The organism is Amycolatopsis coloradensis, from assembly GCF_037997115.1.
Classification (GTDB): domain Bacteria; phylum Actinomycetota; class Actinomycetes; order Mycobacteriales; family Pseudonocardiaceae; genus Amycolatopsis; species Amycolatopsis coloradensis_A.
In genome coordinates, this window is record NZ_CP150484.1 from 6,245,761 (window position 1) to 6,265,806 (window position 20,046).

General features: G+C 66.6%; 15 protein-coding genes and 1 pseudogene. 7 read left to right on the forward strand and 9 right to left on the reverse strand.

The features are described from left to right. Nucleotides 1-127 precede the first annotated feature (127 nt). The 7 genes and pseudogenes from LCL61_RS29180 to LCL61_RS29210 form a co-directional block, all read right to left on the reverse strand. Nucleotides 128-1,024, reverse strand: coding sequence for a diiron oxygenase (locus LCL61_RS29180; RefSeq protein ID WP_340682719.1), 897 nt, complete (start codon nucleotides 1,022-1,024; stop codon nucleotides 128-130). A 47-nt stretch (nucleotides 1,025-1,071) separates the two neighbouring features. Continuing rightward, nucleotides 1,072-2,322 carry a cytochrome P450 gene (locus LCL61_RS29185; protein WP_340682720.1) on the reverse strand — a complete coding sequence of 417 codons (1,251 nt, stop codon included), beginning with the start codon at nucleotides 2,320-2,322 and terminating at the stop codon, nucleotides 1,072-1,074. Nucleotides 2,323-2,335: 13 nt separating this feature from the next. After that, nucleotides 2,336-2,620: an acyl carrier protein gene (locus tag LCL61_RS29190; protein ID WP_340682721.1), complete on the reverse strand. Its 285-nt coding sequence runs from the start codon at nucleotides 2,618-2,620 to the stop codon at nucleotides 2,336-2,338. 23 nt (nucleotides 2,621-2,643) lie between these two features. Further along, the gene (locus tag LCL61_RS29195) at nucleotides 2,644-4,365 is read right to left on the reverse strand and encodes a fatty acyl-AMP ligase (RefSeq protein WP_340682722.1); all 1,722 of its coding nucleotides are present in this window, start codon (nucleotides 4,363-4,365) and stop codon (nucleotides 2,644-2,646) included. Further along, a complete protein-coding gene (locus LCL61_RS29200; RefSeq protein ID WP_340682723.1) occupies nucleotides 4,362-5,636 on the reverse strand; it encodes a cytochrome P450 in 1,275 nt (424 codons plus the stop codon). Before LCL61_RS29200 ends, LCL61_RS29195 begins: the two co-directional genes overlap by 4 nt. Then, a complete protein-coding gene (locus LCL61_RS29205; protein ID WP_340682724.1) occupies nucleotides 5,633-7,321 on the reverse strand; it encodes a carbamoyltransferase N-terminal domain-containing protein in 1,689 nt (562 codons plus the stop codon). Before LCL61_RS29205 ends, LCL61_RS29200 begins: the two co-directional genes overlap by 4 nt. Before the next feature lie 467 nt (nucleotides 7,322-7,788). Then, nucleotides 7,789-8,076: pseudogene (locus LCL61_RS29210) on the reverse strand (transposase); the annotation flags it as partial. 362 nt (nucleotides 8,077-8,438) lie between these two features. On the opposite strand from LCL61_RS29210, the gene LCL61_RS29215 reads away from it, so the two are divergent. The 7 genes from LCL61_RS29215 (at nucleotide 8,439) to LCL61_RS29245 (ending at nucleotide 17,463) form a co-directional block, all read left to right on the forward strand. Continuing rightward, nucleotides 8,439-10,826 carry a GtrA family protein gene (locus LCL61_RS29215; RefSeq protein ID WP_340682725.1) on the forward strand — a complete coding sequence of 796 codons (2,388 nt, stop codon included), beginning with the start codon at nucleotides 8,439-8,441 and terminating at the stop codon, nucleotides 10,824-10,826. A 23-nt stretch (nucleotides 10,827-10,849) separates the two neighbouring features. Beyond that, a complete protein-coding gene (locus LCL61_RS29220) occupies nucleotides 10,850-12,400 on the forward strand; it encodes an ArnT family glycosyltransferase (RefSeq protein WP_340682726.1) in 1,551 nt (516 codons plus the stop codon). Further along, on the forward strand, nucleotides 12,397-13,746 hold the full coding sequence (locus LCL61_RS29225; RefSeq protein WP_340682727.1) for an alkaline phosphatase family protein: 1,350 nt from the start codon (nucleotides 12,397-12,399) through the stop codon (nucleotides 13,744-13,746). Before LCL61_RS29220 ends, LCL61_RS29225 begins: the two co-directional genes overlap by 4 nt. Next, a complete protein-coding gene (locus tag LCL61_RS29230; RefSeq protein ID WP_340682728.1) occupies nucleotides 13,743-14,753 on the forward strand; it encodes a hypothetical protein in 1,011 nt (336 codons plus the stop codon). Before LCL61_RS29225 ends, LCL61_RS29230 begins: the two co-directional genes overlap by 4 nt. A gap of 86 nt (nucleotides 14,754-14,839) precedes the next feature. Beyond that, nucleotides 14,840-15,823: a hypothetical protein gene (locus LCL61_RS29235; protein WP_340682729.1), complete on the forward strand. Its 984-nt coding sequence runs from the start codon at nucleotides 14,840-14,842 to the stop codon at nucleotides 15,821-15,823. A 229-nt stretch (nucleotides 15,824-16,052) separates the two neighbouring features. Continuing rightward, nucleotides 16,053-16,502: a hypothetical protein gene (locus tag LCL61_RS29240; RefSeq protein WP_340682730.1), complete on the forward strand. Its 450-nt coding sequence runs from the start codon at nucleotides 16,053-16,055 to the stop codon at nucleotides 16,500-16,502. Beyond that, the gene (locus tag LCL61_RS29245; RefSeq protein WP_340682731.1) at nucleotides 16,492-17,463 is read left to right on the forward strand and encodes a metallophosphoesterase; all 972 of its coding nucleotides are present in this window, start codon (nucleotides 16,492-16,494) and stop codon (nucleotides 17,461-17,463) included. The genes LCL61_RS29240 and LCL61_RS29245 overlap by 11 nt, the downstream gene beginning before the upstream one ends. A gap of 99 nt (nucleotides 17,464-17,562) precedes the next feature. On the opposite strand, the gene LCL61_RS29250 is transcribed toward LCL61_RS29245, so the two are convergent. Further along, nucleotides 17,563-18,552 carry a hypothetical protein gene (locus tag LCL61_RS29250; RefSeq protein ID WP_340682732.1) on the reverse strand — a complete coding sequence of 330 codons (990 nt, stop codon included), beginning with the start codon at nucleotides 18,550-18,552 and terminating at the stop codon, nucleotides 17,563-17,565. Further along, complete coding sequence (locus LCL61_RS29255; protein WP_340682733.1) at nucleotides 18,549-19,817, reverse strand: MFS transporter; 1,269 nt, start codon at nucleotides 19,815-19,817, stop codon at nucleotides 18,549-18,551. Before LCL61_RS29255 ends, LCL61_RS29250 begins: the two co-directional genes overlap by 4 nt. Nucleotides 19,818-20,046 lie beyond the last annotated feature (229 nt).

Sequence of the window (20,046 nt, forward strand, 5' to 3'; positions counted from 1 at the left end):
TCCGATCTCCTTCCCTACTCTCAAGGTAGGGAAGGAGGCCTTCACGGACACGCCGTGGTCGACTTACCCGTCAAGGAGCGGGCTCACCCGTCGGCCGGTCCGCGACCACGCCGTGCTCCTCCACACTTCACAAAAGAAAGGACTTACGCCAGAAGTACATGCCGGGTTTGCCGACCAGACCCGAATCCAGCAGGAACGGCATGACCTTCTCCCCCGCCCAGCGGATGGTCTCGTGCCAGTTCGGGTTGCTCCATGCCGCTTTGGCTCCGTCACGGGGCCGGATCCCGACGGCCGCGAAGAAGTTCGGGTTGACCAACGCGCGAACCACGAGGAACGAAATCTGTGCGGCCATGGCCTGCTGGTAGAGCAATTCCGCCTTGGACAGCTGGGCCATCCCGCGGGTGAGCTCTTCGCGGGCGAAGGTGACGTGACGGGCTTCTTCGAGCACGTGGATCCGGTTGACCATCCGCACCAGGGGCTGGATGTCCGGGTTGTTCATCTGTTCACGCCCGATGCGGTCGAGTACCTCCTCCGCGACCAGGATCGCGGCATAACGCGCGGGCCCGTAGCTGAGGGTGGGCAGGAGCTTCCCCAGCTGGCGCATCCACGGTACGGGGCCGTAGACCGGGCAATCCATCCAGACGGTCAGCCGCGCGAACATGGTCGAGTGGCGGCATTCGTCCGCGATCTCGGTCAGCGCGTATTGGGCGTGCGAGCTGATCGGATCCCCCGTGTAGAGCTCTTTGAGGAGCATCTGCATCACGAGGTTTTCGAACCATAATCCCAAACCCGCGACGTTGGCCATCTCGTGTTTGCTGAGCTCGATGCGTTGCTCATTCGAAAGCGTGTCCCACAGCTTCGTGCCGTAGAGCGAAGAGCGGTGAGGAAGCATGAAGGACTTCCCCTCGACCAGTGGAGCGTTCCAGTCGATGTCGACTTCGGGGTCGTAGAATTTCCCGGCGGACGACTTGAGCAGCCGCTCGGCGGTCTTCTCACGGTTCGTTTCCTTTGTCACAGGCGACATGGCACCTTCATCTCCACTAGTTCGGCGAATAGAGCCAAGCGGGATCGTCACGTCCGGCGAAGGCATACCGGCAGGCTTTGCACCCCGTACATCTGCAGCCCCGGGTGATAGGGCAGTTCGCTTTCCGGAACGGCGAGGCTGAGTTCGGGCAGCAGCGGCAGCAGTTCCCGCACCGCCACCTCCGCCTCCAGTTGTGCCAGCTGCGCACCGATGCAGAAGTGGATGCCGAGACCGAAACCGAGGTGACCGGCGGTGTCCCGGGCCGGGAGGAATTCGTCCGCCTGCTCGAACTTCGCCGGATCACGGTTGGCCGAGAGCAACGAGACCAGCACCGCGTCCCCGCGGCGAATCACCACGTCGCCCATCTCGATGTCTTCGGCGGCGAAGCGGACCAGCGAGGTCAGCGCCGGGCTGTCGAATCGGATGATCTCTCTGATGGTGGCGGGGATCAGCGACGGGTCCTCGCGCAGTTCCCGGACCAGTTCGGGCCTGTGCAGCAGGCTGAACAGGATGTTGCCGATCAGCCGGACGGCGGGCTCGTGCCCGGTGAGCAGCAGCGACGACGCCATCGAGATCAGTTCATGGCCGTCGAGTTTGTCGTCTCCGGTGTCCTTGATCAGGGCGCTCAGGAGATCGTCCTGCGGATCGTCGCGCTTGCGGGCGATGAGCCTGGCGAAGTACTTGGTGATCGAGACGAACAGGTCGTTGTCCGCCTGCCCCGGCACGGTGACGGTGAAGAACGTGTCCGCCCACCCTTGGAAGGTGTCCCGGTCGGCAGCGGGTATGCCGAGCAGATCGCAGATCGTGGCGGTGGTCAGACCGCCGGCGAACTCGGTGACCAGATCGAAGGTTTCGTGCCGCACCATGGTCTCGCGCAGTTCCCGGGCGGCCTTCTCGATGCCCGGCCGCATCGCCTCGACGCGGCGCTTCGTGAACGGACGGGCCACGAGCTTGCGCAGCCGGGTGTGGTTCGGCGGGTCGTTGCTGGCCAGATCCTTCGACCAGAGCTGGGACGTTTCCGTCCCGGGCTGCCAGCCCGCGGGCAGACCGACCGCGGTCGGATCCTTCACCAGCCGAGGGTCGGTGAGCGCGGCGGCCCCCTCCGCGTGCCGGGTGATCAGCCAGATCGGGGCCGCGCCGGGCGGTTCGCACCGGTGCACCGGCCCGCTCTCCCGCAGTTCGCCGAGCAGGTCGAACGGATTCGCCGCGAACTCCGGTGTCCTGAGCTTGCTGTGCAAAGAGGTGTCGACGGGGCACCGTCGCTCTTGGACGGTGTGGGCGGTCGAAAGGTCATCCACCGAAGTTCCTCCGCTAATCCCGCTGGCTTCGTTGGGGGGTCGAGAGAAGCATCTCGACCACGAGGTTCACGGTCGGGTACTTCCACAGCGTGTCGACGCCAAGCACGATCCCGAATTCGTCCTCGAGGTCGACGGCGAGGGCGACCGCGCTCACCGAATCCAAGCCGTACTGGGACAGCGGCGTGTCGGCGTCGATCTCGGCGTCGTCCAACTTCGCGTACTTGGCGGCCCGGGAGACCAGCCACTCACGCAGCTTTTCTTCGTCGATCTGCTGCAGACCGTTCTGCTCGATGCTCATTTCCTGCTCTCCTGTCCTCGAGTTCAGCGGGTGTACTGATAGACCGGCTGCAGCGAGCCGGCCAGATAGCGTTCGCGCATTTCGACGCGTTTCACCTTCCCGCTGGTGGTCCGCTGTACGCCGCCCGGGCGGAGGAACGACACCCCGGCGACCTGGGCACCGAACTCGCGAGCCACCAGGTGCACGACCTTCTGCGCCAGTTCCGCCAGGTGTTCGGCCGATGCTTCGCGGACCTCGTGCGTGATGACGACCCGGTCCGGTTCGTCCTCGGGTCCAGGAAGGCGGAAGGCCGCGGTGATCCCCGGCAGTTCCGGGAATTCCGCCCGCAAGGCGGACTCGATGTCCTGCGGGTAGATCTTCAGCCCCCGCACGACGATGACCTCCTTGATCCGCCCGGTCACATAAAGCTCACCGTCGTGGCGGAACCCGAGATCGCCGGTCCGGAGATACGGTCCGTCGCCCTGGGCCGTGGTCGCGTGGAACAACTGCCTGGTCTGTTCGTCCTTGCCCCAGTACCCCTTGGCGACGCTGCGTCCGCGCAGCCAGATCTCACCGACCTGGTCCTCGCCGAGAGGCTCCAGAGTGTCCGGATCGACGAGTTCCAGATCGATCTCGTGCGGGAACCCGCAGCTGATGATCTGCTTGCCGGTCTCGGGCGGATCCGCGACCTCGAAGGCCCCGCCGTCGAGCGCGTTCCGGTCCGCGTCGAGGACCCGCAGGGTGGACGAACGACGGCTCGCCACGATCAGCGTGGCCTCCGCCAGGCCGTAAGCCGGGCACATTTCGGCCTTGAACCCGGCGGGGGCGAACTTGTCCGCGAAGCCGCGCATGGTGGACAGGTTGAGCCAGTCGGCACCATTGGTCGCCATCTTCCAGGTCGACAGGTCGAGCCGGGAGACCTCCTCGTCGGAGATCCGGTCGACACAAAGGCCGAAGGCGAAGTCGGGGGCCGCCGAAACCGTGGCGCGGTACCGGTCGATGGTGCGCAGCCAGGAATAGGGACGCCGGACGAAGGTGCCGGGATCGAGGAGATACGAGGTTCCACCGAACAACAGCGGGCTCAGCAGCTGGCCGATCAACCCCATGTCGTGGTAGAGCGGGAGCCAGCAGACCAGGCGGATCTCTTCCGGCGGCAGATCAGTGATCTCGAACAGGATCCGGGAGTTGGTCAGGATGTTGTCGTGGGTCAGCACGACACCTTTGGCGTCACCCGTGGATCCGGAGGTGTACTGCAGGAAGGCGGCGGCGTCGGGTCCGCGCTCCCGCGCGGAGAAGTCCGCCGCCGGAGCGGGGTCCACGGTGTCGGTGAACACGGGAACCAGATCGTCGAGCCCTTCCGAGGACACCCAGTCCAGTACGACGCCGCGGTCGCCCGAGTGGGCCAGCACCACCGAGACACCGGCGTCCTCCGCGATGGCCGTCAATCGCCGCTTCTGTTGTTTCGAGCGCACGGGCAACGGCGCCGGAACAGCGATCAGTCCACTGTAGAGACAGCCGAGGAAGGCCGCGGCGAAATGCGGTCCGGACGGATAGGTCAGCAGGATCCGGTCTCCCGGCCGGGCCAGTCGTTCGAGATGTGCCGCGACGGCGCTCGCCTCGTCGTGCAGCCGTCGATAACTCCAGGACACGGTGGAGTCCGGGTCGTCCGGGTCTCGAACGAAGGCCACGGCCTCCCGCTCACCGTGCTCCCGGACCCGCTCCTGGAAGACCCGCGCCACACCTGGGGCTGTGGTCACACCGGTCACGTCCCCCTCCTTTCCTGGCCGACTCCGTGGTCGGCTGTCGCTCTGCTGAGCACCGGTGGCGCAGCACGGACACCGCTGAACGCGACTACGAGACTTTCCGGCCCACGCAAACTCGGGGTCGCCTTGTAGGTGAGCCGATCGGTCAGCACCTTCGGCTCGATCACGCGGCAGGCGAACGCCGCGAACGCGGCGGCTCCTTCGATCCGGGCGAGCCCGCTGCCGAGGCAGAAATGCGGACCCGACGCGAAAGCGAGGTGCTGCCCGGCTCCCGTCCGGCCGATGTCGAACTCGTCCGGCCCGGTGAAGACGGCGGGATCGCGATTGGCCGCACCCAGCAGGAGGACCAGGAGATCCCCTGCCGCGATCCGCAGTCCACCGACGGTCAGGTCGGCGACGGCCACTCTCGTGGTGATCTGTGCGGGCGAGTCGTATCGCAGCACCTCGTCCACCACCGCGGGCGCCAGGTCCGGATCCCCGGCGAGACGCCGCAACTGTTCCGGATGCTCCAGCAGTGCCCGGACGCCGTTTCCGACGAGATCGACCGTCGTCTCGTAGCCGGCGTTGATCAGCAGCGCGCAGATACCGAGGACTTCGCTTTCACTCAGCCCGCTTCCCTCGTCTCCGGTGTTCAGCAGGGCGTCGAGGACGGGACCGTGCGGCGCCGAACGTGGTTCCGCGAGCAGCTTCTTGAAGTAGACGAGCAGGCGCCCGCCCGCCCGCGCCGCGTCGCCGGTCGCCTCCTGGTCCACCGATCCCAGCGGAAGCGGGTACAGCCCGCGGGAAAGCGTCCTGGACCAGTCGCCGACCCGTTCGTGGTCCGCGGCGGGAACACCCAGCTGGATACAGACCGTCGACAATGCCAGCGGCGAAGCGAAGTCCTTGATGACATCGAAAGGACCGTCCGGGGGTACCGCGTCGAGGAGGTCGTGCACCGTCGCGCTGATCCGCGGCAGCAGCGGCGCGAGGGCGCGCCCGGTGAAGGCCTTGGACACCAGGCGGCGGAGGCGGGTGTGGTCCGGCGGATCGAGGTCGACGAGCTTCCGGCTCGCCGGGCGGACGTCCTCGTGGAAGATGCGGGCCCGGCTCCTGTCGCTACTGACGCGTGGGTCGCGCAGGATCGCCGAACAGTGTTCGTGTTTCGCCACCACGACGACGCCGTCCGAAGCGGGATACGGCGAGGATTCCCGCAGGTGGGCGAGAACCGGGTAGGGCTCCCGCTCACGCAGGACCTCCGGTAAGCGGGTGAAGACCTCTCCGAGGTCGGTGGTCATCGGCCGGCCTCGGAGCGATAGAGCGCGCCCTCCGACCAGATGTAGCGGACCTTTCCCCAGCGGGCGGCGGAGGCGACGTCCGGGAAGAACCCGGAGCCGTTGAAGTTCGCGCTGGTGTTGCACAACACCGGTACCCCGGTCCGGCGCCGGTAGGCGGTCAGCAGTTCGTACGTCACCGGGTTCTCCGCACCGACGGTCTGCAGCCGGGCGCTGCCGTCGACGTGCACCACGGCCGGGACCCGCGCACGCCATTCCGGACGGACCTGGTGCTCGAACAACATGTACGGATCCCGGGTGCCCGGCGAGAACACGTCGGGAGCCGCGTCCTCCAGGCAGATCGGTGCCACCGGCCGGTAGGACGCGCGCTGCTTGAGCTCGTTCAGCCGGTCCAGCATCCCGGCGTCGATCGCCGGGGCGATGATGCTCCGGTGCCCGAGCGCGCGGGGACCGATCTCGGCCCGGCCGGTCAGTACGATCACCGGTTCGCCTTCGACGGCGAGCAGTTCGGCCAGTTCGTCCAGCGTGCACGGCGTCGACGTCCAGCCCTCCGGCACTTCGGTGCCGGGAACGACCTCCGGCCCCGCGAAGGCGGACCAGTGCAGGGCACTCTTCCCGGTGCGGTCGATCATCTCCGCACAGGCCGCGCCGATGGCCGAACCCGCGTCGTTGGGGAACGGCGGTACCCACACCTCGGAGAACAGGCCGGAGTCACGCACGCGGGCGTTCCACTTGATGTTCAAGGCACATCCACCGGACAACGCGAGCGGCGTGCCGCGGAACTCTTCGTGCTCGGTCACGAACCGGCGGAGCGCCTCGACCAGCAGTCCCCCAAGGTATTCCTGCATCGACGCCATCAGGGTGGCGTCGGAAAGCTTCTTCGGCGCCAGGTCGCGCAGGACGGAGCGGCTCCACAGATACATGGGCACGACGTCGTTGGGCCGGTGCCTGCTCGAAGCGGCCGCCATGGCGGCCAGGGCGTCGTCGTCCGGTCTCCCCAATGCCGCGTAGGCCATCGCTTTGCCGGAGACCGGCAGGATCACCGTCTCCAGTTTCCGGGCATCGGTGTCGAGGGCGCCGTCCCCGGTACGGAAGGGTTCGAGGTGGGTGGCGAAGATGGGGTACAGGCCACCCAAGACGTCCAACAGCCAGCGCAGCGGCCGCAAGGACCGGCGGACCGGGTCGTAGTGATACAGACAGGGCGCCATGCCGCCGTCCCACACCACGATGAGCGCGGATTCACCTCGCTGGGCGAACGGACTGCTGCAGTAGCCCGCCAGCGCGTGGCCGGTCGCGTGGCTGAAACTGCGAAACTTCACCAGGCCGTCACCGAACAGTTCGGCCGTTTCGAACGGACGGCTGAGCGGGTCGATGCCGGTGCCGGGCGAGTCACGATAGGAGGCGACCGGTACCGGGCGCCGGACGCCCGCGTCGTCGATCACGTGGACCTGGTGGGTGTCCTCCCCCGCGGTTCGTCCCCAGCCGTCCACCGCGATCGAAGTCAGCTCTTCCGGGCGCAGCCCCCGCCCGTCGAGCACGGCGACGAGGTCGCGCCACTTGTTCAGCGCCGAGTACCGGGCCCGGTTCTCCAGTTTCTCGGCCTCGATCGAGAAGAGCAGTCGATCGTCTTCGATCGCGGCCAGGGAGCCGTCGTGGGTGAGCTTCAATCCGCAGAAGATCTCGCTCATGGTGGTGCCCCTTACCCGGAGTCGATTTCCCGCTTCGCGGAAGTCAGCTGAACAGAAGAATTCCGGCCCCATCTTCGGTATGTGGAATAAAAATGTCCAACACGACCGGACGGACCTGGACTTCCCGCATAGGATCGTTGCCTCTTCGGACACTTTCCGGATGCGACCGCCCGACCTCGGTGTACGCGGTGTAAGCCGAGGGGGAATCAGGGCAACCCGGGCCGATATTCGGGCAGTTCGGGTCGCATCTCATAGAATGCCTGCTCGCCGGACAACGCCAGCACAGGCCGGACCTCCACGCGATCCGGACGCAGCTAGACGCGAGGTCGTGGTCGACTTCGGCCAGTTCCGCAACCGGCGACGCGCCTGAGTTCGTTCGTGCCGTCTCTACGCGGGTGCCCCCATGGTCGCTGCGGGCACAGCTTCGGTTGGGTCTGTCCCGTGATCGGTGTTTCCGGCGTTGTCGATCAGTAGGTTTCGGCTCCCGGCCAGCGGTCACCGAACGTGATGGCGAAGGCGTTGATCACTGGTTTCCAGCGCATCGTCCATCGGGCGCGGCCTGCCCCGGTCGGGTCCAGGCTGCGGGTCACAAGATACAGGCATTTCATCGCCGCCTGCTCGGTCGGGAAATGCCAGCGAGCGCGGATCGCCCGTCGGTAGCGGGCGTTCAGCGATTCGATCGCGTTCGTGGAGCAGATCATGCGCCTGATCTCGATGTCGTAGTCCAGGAACGGCACGAACTCGTCCCAGGCGTTGCGCCGGACACTGCCTGCGGCGGCAAGTCCCGAAGAGTCCACGACGAGCGGGCCAGCTGCTGCGGCAGGTACTCACCTCTGGTCAACAGGTCCCGGGTGCCCGCGGGACAGCGGCGTAGTCGTCGCGCCTCCAGGCGGGGCCGGGCAAATGGTCGCCTATTCCTTTTGAGTCCCGGCTCGCATACTCATCACCAGTCAAGCACTGGGAAAGCGAGACGAGTACCGCAGTCTTTCGAAGAAAAGTTGAAGGAGATTCAGCCCCGATCTCGTGCCGCAGGCAATGGGCGGGCCCTCCGGCTGTCACGCTTTGCCTGTTCCTCGACTGCCTGGTCGCCGGTTCGCGAGGAACGAGAAGGGAAGCTGTGAAGGAGAACGCAAAAGGGAAGAGCGAACTCGACCCGACACTCACCGAATTCGATATCAGGCCGGCACAGGAAAACCAGCTGCCCGAGATCAGCGTCATCATTACGGCCGCCACCCAGGCCGACAATGTCGCCTTCATCGTGCGGCGGCTTTCCCAGAAGCAACCAGGGCCGTCAATGGAGATCCTCCTCGTCGATGAGAGCGACGACGGAGCCGGACATGCCGTGCTTTCCCTTGACGGGCGGTCACGCGTCCCGGTGCGACTGTTCCACCGTGCGCCCGGCGAGCGGCATGGCGGGCTCGGTGGCGCGGTGCTCGCCTGCCTGACGCAGGCGCGTGGCGCGTGGGCCGTGTTGATGGACGGCGACCGTCGCTATCCGCCGGCGCTGGCGCCATGGCTCACGGAGATCGGCCGAGCACGAGACATGGACGTGGTGATCGCCAGCAGGTTCGCCGGACAGGACGGCGTCTCACGGCACTGGGCGTCCTTGCTGTCCACGACGGCCGCCAAGGCCTTCTTCCCACACCTGCTCGGCCGGCCGAGTGACCCGCTGAGCGGCTTCTTCGCCGTCCGTCGCGCGGCGCTCAACCTCGACCGGTTGCGGCTGGACGGGTTCAAGCCCCTGCTGGAAATCCTCGTCCGGCATCCGGGCCTGCGAGTGGCCGAGGTCCCGCTGAGGACGCAGCCACGGTCGGCTGGGCGCAGGCAGGTCTCACCGCGTGCGGGCGTGACGCTCGTGCGGCAATTGGTGCGGCTGCGGACCGCACCCCCGGGCCGGCATGCCCTTTCGCCGAACAACCGGCTGATGCGGGCCGGCGCGTTCGGGCTGGTCGGACTGTCCGGGCTGGTGGTCAACACGGCCGTGTTGTGGCTGCTGCACGGCCACTTGCTTGGCCTGCACTATCTGCTGGCCGCCATTCTGGCCACCGAGGCGTCCACGACGTGGCTGTTCGTCCTCACCGAAATGCTCGTCTACCGCGGCGCGAAATCGAGTTCGACGGTATCTCGCGCCGTTCGGTTCTTCCTGCTCAACCACGCGTTGCTGGTGCTGCGGTTGCCGATGCTCGCCCTGCTGGTCGACGCGATCGGGCTGGGCGTGCTGTCGGCCAACGCCTTCACTCTCGGCCTGTTGTTCCTGGTGCGGTTCGGGGTGACTGACATGGCGATCTACGGTCGCGGCGAACCGTCGGCGACCACGCCCACGCGCGATCCGATCAGGCTCATCGTCGATGCCACTCCCACCCGGAGCCCGGCGGGAGGCGCCCCGAACCGGTCCCCCGGCTTGGCGCGGTACCTGCCGTATCGGTACTGCATCCCGAATGTCGCGACGATCGGCTCGCAGGTTCGGCTGGCGGAACTCGATTATTTCCGTGCGCAGTGGCTCGGCCAGGACACCGAGATCCAGATCCGCGTCGGCCCGGTCGGCAGCCGCCGCCCACTGCCACGCGCGGTCGTCACCCAGTTCGCCTGGCCGCCCGCGATCGAATACTCCGAGCATCTCGGCCGGTTCGGGGCGAACTTCCGGGTCTCTCTCGGCAGCCCGATCGAGGTGATCGTCTCCCCCGGTCTCGGCCGGTCACCCCATGTGGTCTACACGAACATCCTCGAGGCACTGTTGCGGTTCGTCGCGGTATCGCGCGGCGTGATGCTGCTGCATTCGGCCTGTGTGGAGCTCGACGGCTTCGGCGTGCTGATCTCCGCGCGAACCGACACGGGCAAGACCGGCACGGTGCTGCGACTGGTCCGCGAACGCGGTGCGAAGTTCCTCTCCGACGACATGATCGTGCTGTGTGGTGACGGCAGGGTGGGCTGCTTTCCCAAGCCGCTGACGATCAGCCACCACACGCTGCGGGCGGCGCGGTCCGAGGAACTGAGCCGCCGGGAGTGGCGACGCCTGTGGCTGCAGAGTCTGCTGCACTCCCGGCAAGGCCGTCAGCTGGGACTGTCCCTCAGCCACCTCAACGTGCCGATCATGGCCACGAACGCGCTCACCCAGCGGATCGTGCCGCCGCCCAAGTACGCGGTGGACCGGCTGCTGCCGTGCGAGATCGCAGCGGAGGCCAGGGTGACCGAGCTGTTCGTGATCGAGCGGGGCCCCTATGCCGTCGCCGATATGCGCCCGGAGGACACGGCGAGCACGCTCCTGGCCAACACCGAGGACGCCTACCAGTTCCCGCCGTTCAGCCACTTCACACCGTCCATTGTGATCGGCGAAGACGACCATCGGGCGTTGCGGGAGAAGGAACGCGACATCCTGTCCGCCGCCGTCCGCGGGATGAGGGCGCGCTCGCTGGCCGTGCCCGACTTCAGCTGGGCGGACGAGATCCCCAAACTGCTGATCACCGGCACGACTGGCGAGCGGCCCGCGCCCCGCCGGTCTGCGTGATGGGTGTACCGGCGGCGCCGGACATGACGGCCGGTACCGCCACCGGTGCGCGGCACCGATGGACGGCGCGGGTGTTCGCGCGCGGCGGCGTGGTGCCGGCGATGACGCTCATCGTGGGAGCCGGTGGTTTCCTGCGGGTGTGGGCCCTGGGCGAGATCGGCTTCAACAGCGACGAGGCGGTCTACGCCGGGCAAGCCGCCGCGCTGGCTGGAGATCCCGCGCTGTCCGGGCTGTTCCCGATCTTCCGGGCACACCCCTTGCTGTTTCAGGCGATCCTGTCGCTCGGGTTCTCCGGCGGCATGGGCGACACCGGCGCGCGGCTGATGTCCGTCACTTTCGGACTGTCCACAGTGGTGGCCGTGTACTTGCTCGGCAAGCTGCTGTACGGCCCGAAAACCGGGCTGGTGGCGGCGTTCTTCATCGCGATCATGCCCTACCACGTCGTGGTCACCCGCCAGGTACTGCTCGATGGGCCGGAGACCTTCTTCGCGGTTGTCACCCTGTACTGCGTCGCGCGGTTCTGCTCCGAGCGGACCCCCGGGTGGCTCTACTCCGCGGCCGGTGTCATGGGACTCACCTTGCTGACCAAGGAGAGCGCGGCCATCCTGGTGCTCGCGGTGTTCATGTTCTTCGTGCTCCACCGCGAGTTCCGTATCCGGCCGCGTGACCTGCTGGTCGTGCTCGCGATCACGAGCGCGGTCTTCGTCGCGTACCCGCTGTCACTCAGCCTGTCCGATCGAGCCAGCACGGGGCAGAACTACCTGGTCTGGCAACTGTTCCGGCGCGCGAACCATGAGATCACATTCTACGGCGAGACGGCGGCCCCGGCGGTCGGGCCGGCGGTGCTCCTGCTCGCAGCCGGTGGCTTCTGGCTGCTACGTGAGCAGAACACGTGGCGGGAATGGCTACTGGTGTGCTGGATGTGCGTACCGCTGGTGTTCTTCCATCTATGGCCGGTAAAAGGATACCAGTACCTGTTGCCGATCGTGCCCGCCGTCGCGGCCCTGGCCGCACGAACCGGGGTTCACGCCGCGGTGCCCTGGTTGTCGGGCCGCCGTCCCGCAGTGGCCCGATGGGTCCGGGCCCTGTTGGTTCTCACCGTCGGCGCAAGCCTGCTGGCACCGGCCTGGAAGGCCGTGAACCCGGACCCGGACACCACATTCCTTGCCGGTTCCGGTGGCGTGCCAGGAGGCAGGGAGGCGGGCAGATGGATCAAGGCCGGCCTGCCCGAGGGCAGCCGGTTGATGACGATCGGGCCGTCGATGGCGAACCTGGTGCGGTTCTACGGGCACCGTAGCGCATTCGCGCTTTCCGTGAGCCCCAACCCGCTGTCCCGCAACCCATCCTATGAACCGATCGACAACCCGGACCGGGAACTGCGCAGCGGCAACCTCCAGTACGTGGTGTGGGACGCGTTCTCGGCTGCCCGCGCGCCGTTCTTCGGCGAGCGGGTGATGCGTTACGTGCACAAGTACGGCGGCGTGGCCATCCACACCGAAGCAGTCGAGGTGACCACACCCGACGGCCGGACCGCACCGGTACCCGTGATCATCATCTACGAGGTGCGGTCATGACCATGCGCCTGACAAGCGTGCTGATGGTCCTCCTCGTTCTCGCCGCGCTGGTGCCCTTGCCCGCCGGCGCCGAGCCGGCGCGCACCACGAGCACGCCGATCAAGCACTTCGTGACGCTCATGCAGGCCAACCACTCCTTCGACAACTACTTCGGTACTTATCCCGGCGCGGACGGCATCCCCGCCGACACATGCATGCCGCTTCGCAAAGACAAACCGGCCGACTGCGTCCGTCCGTTCCGGCTGGGTGATCAGTCGCCGGACCACCTCGATCACGGCCCGGCCACTCACCGGGCCCAGTACGCGGACGGAAGGATGGACGGTTTCGTCTCCACGTACCGGGAAAGAGGCCTCGACGGCGCCAAGGCAATGGGCTACTACGACGCGAACGACCTTCCCTACTACTGGAACGTCGCCGAAAAGTACACGCTGTTCGACCGGTTCTTCAGCTCCGCGACCACCGGCAACCGCCGCAACCGTTTCTACTGGATCGCCGGTGTGCCCACGCCCGGCGGCGGTGAACGCGTGCCCCCGGGCGGCTACGGCGACATCCCGACGATCTTCGACCGGCTCGAACAGGCCGGTGTCCCCTGGAAGTTCTACGTCGAAAACTACGACCCGAAGATCACCTTCCGCACGCCGGGCACCGGTCCGCGGGCGGGGCAGACGACCAGGGTCCCGCTGCTGAACTTCGCCCGGTTCCTCGACGATCCCACACTGTCCGGCAAAATCGTCGACCTGAACCAGTACTACAAGGACCTGCGCGCCGGCACGCTGCCGGCGGTAGCCTACGTCGCGGCATCGGGGTCGAGTGAAAACCCACCGAGCCGCGTCCAGACAGGACAAGCCTTCGTTCGCGAGATGATCGCGGGACTGGCGAAGAGCCGTTACTGGTCGAGTTCGGCGTTCATGTGGGCCTACGACACCTGGGGCGGCTGGTTCGATCACGTCCCACCGCCGAAATCAGACGGTGGTGGTCTCGGATTCCGGGTGCCCGCCCTGCTGGTCAGCGCCTACTCCCGGCGTGGGCACATCGAGCACACGCGACTCGATCACACCGCCGTGCTGAAATTCGTCGAGGACAACTGGCGCGTGGCACCGCTGGGCGAACGGGACGCCCGTTCGCCTGGGATCACCGGAGCGTTCGACTTCACCGCGCCACCCAGGCCACCCGAGCTGCTGGGCACCGGTCGCGCCACCGCCCCGGCGCCGCCCCACCTCGCATCGATCGTCTACCTCACGTATGGCGGCGCGGTGGTTCTCGCGATCCTGAGCTGCTTCGGCGCCACTCCGATCGGCCGGCGGCTCAAGAACTGGCGACACACCACGGGAAAGGCTGTCCGATGAGGAGGTTCAGGTGGATCGGTGTCGCCGTGCTCGCGGTCGTCCTCATGGCCGGATTCCCGTCGACTGTCTCAGCGGCGCGACCGCCGGGGCAGAACGTTCTCAAAGTGGTCACCGTGCCGCCGTTGCCGTCCGCGAAATTCGCTGTGGACGGCAAGCCACTCGTGACCGACGGCAAAGGTGTGGCGTACGCCGCTGTGGAGCGCAGCAGGGAGAAGCACCGGTTGCAAGTTCTCACGCCGCACCTGGACCTGCCCGGCGGATCCGCCGACTTCGTCCGGTGGGCGGGGCGCGGTGATACCGTTCAAGGATTCACCCCGGAGCTGCTCAGCCTCGTGATCGGGCGCACCACCCGGATCCAGGCGACGTTCCAGACCACTCGGACCGTTCGTTACGACTTCGTCGACCAGGCACGCAGACCGGTCACGCCGGACCGGATCACCTCGATGAGCATCCGCAGCGACTCCGGTCGCCAGCTGACACTGGAAGGTGTCAAACCGGTCCGCCTGACCGCCGTGCGGCCGGTGCTGGAAGCCGGTTCCGCGGTCGCCAAAGAGGTGACGTACTCCCTGCAGAGTGTCGTGATCGACGGCACGAACGTCGTCAACGCCGGGGAGCAGCGGTTGATCCCCAACCGGACCGGTGACGTCAAGTTCGTCGTCCTGTTGCGCTCAGTGCGGTTCCAGATCCGTGACTGGTTGTCGCGCGACCCGGTCGCCGGAGGCATCGAACTGACCTATCCGGACGGCCGTACCGAAAGGATGACAGCCGGTCCGGACGGTGACGTGCCGGTGGAGAACCTGGCCCGGGGCACCTACCGGGTAAAGGTCACCGGGGCCGGCTACTCACCGGCCCAGCAGATCATGTTGTCGCGTAGCCGGTATGCCGAGCTTCCCGTGATGACCTATGCGGACATCGCCATTTTCGCCGTCGCCGCACTGGCTACGCTGATCGTGCTTGTCGTGGTAGGCAGACGACGACTCCGCAAACGGCCGGGGACGGTCACGTGAGGCGAACGTTCACCGTCCTGATCGCGGCCCTGATCGCGATCCTGCCGGTCTCCCCGGCAGTAGCCGGTCCGCGGGCCGGGCTTCCGGTGCTGGCGTACTACTACATCTGGTACACCGAGGGTTCCTGGGATCGGGCGAAGACGGATTACCCAAGCCTGGGCCGCTATTCCAGCGACGACTCCGGCGTGATGCGCCGGCACATACGGGCGGCCAAGCGTTCCGGCATCACCGGGTTCATCGTCAGTTGGAAGTCCACTCCCGTCCTGGATCGTCGGCTGGCGACGTTGGCCGACGTGGCCCGGGAGGAGGGCTTCACACTCTCCATCATCTATCAGGGGCTGGACTTCCACCGCAACCCCTTGCCTGTCGATCGGGTGGCGGCCGACCTGGCGCGATTCGAGGAGCGCTACGCGGCTGACCCGGCGTTCTCCGTGTTCAGCAAGCCGCTCGTGATCTGGTCGGGGACGTGGAAGTTCTCGCTCGAGAACATCGCTCGTGCCGCCGGCCCCGTACGCGAGCGGCTACTTGTCCTCGGATCGGAGAAGAACACCGCCGGCTACGAGCGCATCGCTTCCGCTGTGGACGGTAACGCATACTACTGGTCCTCCGTCGATCCCCACCGTGACAAGGGTACGGCGGCCAAACTGGCGGCCATGGGCACTGCGGTGCATCGGCACAAGGGGCTATGGATCGCGCCGTTCGCGCCGGGCTTCAACGCACGGAAGATCGGGGGCAGGCGGGTGGTCGACCGGAGAGACGGTGAAACGCTGCGGCGCCAGCACACGGCCGCGATCACCTCGTCTCCGGACGCTCTCGGTCTGATCAGCTGGAACGAGTTCAGCGAGAACTCCCATGTCGAGCCCAGCGTCCGGTATGGCGACCGCTACCTGGCCGTACTGCGAGACATCACAGGCACACCCGCGCCACGCCTGAGCCCACTGGCGGAAGACTCCAGCGGTACGGGCGCTTCAGGCAGGTCCCCGACCGGACCGGCCGTAGCGGGCGGAACGATGCTGCTGCTCTGCGTCCTGCTCGTCCTGACGGTCCGGCGGCGGCGCCGACCCGAGTGATCATTTCAGATCTGCTAAACCAGCGCCGAACCTGAAGCGGTCAAGCCGCTCGACGTTCCCTTCCCGGAAATCGACTGGCCGATTTCCGTACATCTCCACGGTCATCTTGATCTGCGAAAAATACCTGTCGCACGCGGCAGCACAAGCACGACCATATGCTCGAGCCCACGACACGTTCACCCGGTCAGCCAACGAATTTCAGGCTGAGGACGCTGGAGGTGCCGGTTCGTTGAAGAGCAAGCTCATAGATCTGGCCGTGTTCACCGGCACGCTGCTGGGCAGCGGCTTCTTGCTGGTGTCGGGCGCGCCACCACGAGAGACACCCCCCGAAGATCTCAGCACCCATCAATGGCTCAGCGGCCGGGAGCCGCTCCAGATCGAGCTCAACAACACGCTCGTCGAAGCACGGCAACTGGTCACCCCCTTCACCCGGGCGACGACCATCTGCCAGAAACTGGAGCGGGTGTCGCGGCAGTTACTGCATGGCAGGCGCGCGCCGAGCCCACAGCTGGGCACAGCCGCCAACATAGGCATCGCACAGTTCGCCCAGGCCGCCCAGGCATGCCTGGCAGGCGAACTTCCCCTCATGCGGCGTCACATCGACGCCGGAACGACACTACGCGCGGACGCCCAGAACACCCTCGACCAGATCCTGCACGGAGGTCTCAGTGGCCACTAAATCCCGGATCGCGGCCATCTACGGTTCCCTTCTCATATTGGTCCTGGCGACCGTCGTAGCCACACCGAACGCGGCCGCGACCACCCCGTCCCCAGGCGACCCGGTGGTCGTCGCGGTGGGCGACATCGCCTGCGCACCAACCGATCCGGAATTCAACAACGGCCTCGGCACACCAGGACACTGCCGTATGAAGACCACATCGGACCTCGCCACCCAGATCTCCCCGACGTCCGTGTTCATGCTCGGGGACGCCCAGTACAACAGCGGTTCCCTCGCCGACTTCAACACCAGCTACGCGCGGTCGTGGGGACGGTTGAAGCCGATCACGCGCCCGGCGATCGGCAACCACGAGTACGGCACGCACGGCGGCGGAGGGTACTTCAGCTACTTCGGTGACGCGGGAACCCCGCAGCAACCAGGATGTGTGAAGCAGTGCAACGGCTGGTACAGCTTCAACGTAGGCGACTGGCACGTGGTCGTGCTGAACTCCGAATGCACAAGGATCAGCGGCGGCACCGGATGCGCCGTCGGATCACCGCAGCAGCAATGGCTGGCCGCCGACCTCGCCGCGTATCCGGCCAAGTGCACCGCGGTACTGCAACACCGGCCACGGTGGAGTTCCAACAGCTTCGCCTACGCGGACGTGGCGCCCCTGGTGGACACCATGTATCGCGGCGGTGTGGATCTCCTGCTGGCCGGGCACTCCCACAGCTATGAGCGATTCGCGCCGCAGAACCCGTCCGGGGCCCGGGATGACGCCAACGGGATCCGCCAGATCGTGGTCGGCACCGGCGGCTCGTTCTACAGTGGATTCTCCACAGTCATGCCGAACAGCCTGGTCCGCAAGTCCCAGATCTTCGGCGTCCTCAAGCTCACCCTGCGACCCACCAGCTACGACTGGGCCTTCGTGGCGGCGCCGGAGACACCGTTCACCGACTCCGGCACGGGGACCTGCCATTGAGCCAGGCTTGGTCGTAGCATTCGCGTGATCTGACGGAGAAGGCCCGCGCCGCACGGTCAAGGGCCTTCTCCGTCACCTGGCTTCATTCTTATGCCGGTGTCAGCCCAGCGCCGCTGGGGAATCGCCCTCGGCGATCACCAGCCGTGGCGTTCCGGAGCCGTCGGCGGGTACCGACCAGATATCGGAATGACCTACGCCGCGAGGGATCGCATAGGCGACAGTGTGATCATCGAGCCACGCCGCCTGGTCGTCGACACTGCGTGTTTCCGCAAGCTGGGTCACGGCGGATGTGGACAGGTCGAGCGCCGACAGTCGCCACCCCTTGTCCGGGTCACCGTCTACTGGGGACTTGAACGCGATACGGGTTCCGTCGGGCGAAAGCGACGGACATTCGACGTCGTCACGCACTGCGCGGACGGAGCGCGTGACGAAGTCACCCTCGACGAGATACCGGTGACCGCCGGTCGACATGGTGGCGAAGAACCGGTTGTCGTCCTTGGCGAAGGTAACACCCCAGAAATTCGAGTCGGCCGCCACCTGGGGCCGGCCGTTCACCGTCACCGTGTAGTCCTCCAGCGTGCTCGTGAGCTCGCCGGTCGCGGTGTCCAGGATGCCCACGCGGGTCGAGAATCCACCCACGTTGTAGGAATCCCCGGTGACGAACACCGTCCAGGTGACCATCCGGCCGCTCGGCGAAACCCTGGCACGGCTGGCCACCCCGAACAGTGGAACCGCTCGCCGCTCCTTGAGCTGCTCGTCGAGGACGCTCAGATGTGTCGTGAAATCATTGTCGGGCTGCAGGCAAATCCCTGTGCCACCCGCGGCATAGACCCGTGTACAGGACATCTGCGACACTGCGCGTGGACCATCGAGGTCGGCCGTGGAAACGGTGAACAAATGCCCGCGATCGGTGTCCGCGGTGCTCCGGACGAGCAGTCTCGGACCGGGGATGAGGTTCACCGTGCCGGCAGAGCCGGCCGCGGCCATGTCCCGGTTGCCTGCGGCAGCCAGTCCCACATAGACGATGGCGGCCGCCGCAAGCCCCACGACGCCGGCGACGGCGATCAGTATCCGAGTGCGGATCTTCATCGGCGTGCTTCTTTCTCTGATGCGAGCGGAACCAAGAGCACCAGGGTGATGGCTATCGCGAGCAGGGCCGCCCCTGCGGCCAATCCAGTCGCCATGCCAGCGCCCCAGACCTGCCAGGCAAGACCGAAGAGGACCGACGAGAAGAGATAGGCGAGCGCTTGTCCGGTTTGGATGAGCGAGATCCCGGTGGCGAGCAACGGCTCCGGGAGCATCCGGCTCGCCAACGCCATCAGCACACCGTCAGTGGCGGCGTAGAAGGCGCCGTACAATCCGAGCGTGATCACCAGCAATGGCCAGCCCGTCACCGGGCTCGCGAGCAGCAGGTAGACGACGGCCAGGGCGCCGTACCCGCAGAGCGTGACCGTGAGCCGGCCGACCCGATCGGCCACCGCACCGAGTGGCGCGCCCAGCAAAAGGTAAGCCAGGTTGCCACCCACGGCGAGCAGCGGAAACCACCCGGTCGCTATGTCTTCCCGACGCTGCAACAACAAGTACACGAACCCGTCACCGATGGTCGCGATGCCGAGCACACAGGCGGCGAGAAACAGCCGACGCACCTCGGCGGCGCGCACGAGAGAAAGGGCCGCGCTCAGTGACACGCTGCCGGCGACCGGGCGTACTTCCCCGTGGTCGCGCACGAACAGCACGAGCAAGAGCACGCCGACCGCGGCGATGCAGAAACCGGTGAAGAACACCGCGTTGAACGCGTCGGCGCCGGCGGACGAGCCGACCACAGCGAGCACCCCAAGTGCGACAAGGGGGCCGGTGAACGCACCCGCGCTGTCCATCGTGCGATGCACGCCGAAGGCGTGGCCGCGCATGGATTCCGGCACCGACAGGGTGATCAGCGCGTCACGCGGCGCCGTCCGCAGTCCTTTCCCGATCCGATCGACAGCGATGACGACGCCGATCGCGGCGGCAGATGCACCGGCCACGACCAAGCCCAGCTTCGCGGCCGCGGAGAGCGCGTAGCCGATGCCCGCGACGGTCTTGCGCTTACCCACACGGTCGGCAAGATAGCCACCGGCCAACCGGAGCAGCGCGGTTGCTCCGGCGTATGAACCGTCGACCAGCCCATAGACCACGGGGCTCAGGTGCAGGCCGAGAACCAGGTACACCGGCAGGATCGCGGAGACCATCTCAGCAGAGATATCAGTGACCAGGCTGACGGTTCCCAGCGCGACGACATTCGAACCGACCGTACCGAAGGTGTACCTGGACACCGTGCCGCTGCGCCCTCGACGACCGACACCGGACAGATACACGTGACTCCTCCTCGTGTGTCAGGCGGTCTCGAGAACGGGCACAATTCGATGCCGGACCATGGATCCTCCTGACACTGGATACGCCGCGTCAGCCCCCGGAACCGGAGGTGAACAGGAAAGCACCTCATGATGACCACAAAAAATAGATGTCGCGTGCATCGTTCACGTCCAGCCCGTGAGCTGAACGTAAACAACAGGGACGGGAATACCAATCTCGAGGCAAATTTCT

Excerpts from the sequence above, each read along its gene's own strand:
- LCL61_RS29190 (WP_340682721.1), bottom strand. The coding sequence starts at position 2,620 with ATGAGCATCGAGCAGAACGGTCTGCAGCAGATCGACGAAGAAAAGCTG.
- LCL61_RS29220 (WP_340682726.1), top strand. The coding sequence starts at position 10,850 with ATGACGGCCGGTACCGCCACCGGTGCGCGGCACCGATGGACGGCGCGG.
- LCL61_RS29180 (WP_340682719.1), bottom strand. The coding sequence starts at position 1,024 with ATGTCGCCTGTGACAAAGGAAACGAACCGTGAGAAGACCGCCGAGCGG.
- LCL61_RS29230 (WP_340682728.1), top strand. The coding sequence starts at position 13,743 with ATGAGGAGGTTCAGGTGGATCGGTGTCGCCGTGCTCGCGGTCGTCCTC.
- LCL61_RS29250 (WP_340682732.1), bottom strand. The coding sequence starts at position 18,552 with ATGAAGATCCGCACTCGGATACTGATCGCCGTCGCCGGCGTCGTGGGG.
- LCL61_RS29225 (WP_340682727.1), top strand. The coding sequence starts at position 12,397 with ATGACCATGCGCCTGACAAGCGTGCTGATGGTCCTCCTCGTTCTCGCC.
- LCL61_RS29205 (WP_340682724.1), bottom strand. The coding sequence starts at position 7,321 with ATGAGCGAGATCTTCTGCGGATTGAAGCTCACCCACGACGGCTCCCTG.
- LCL61_RS29200 (WP_340682723.1), bottom strand. The coding sequence starts at position 5,636 with ATGACCACCGACCTCGGAGAGGTCTTCACCCGCTTACCGGAGGTCCTG.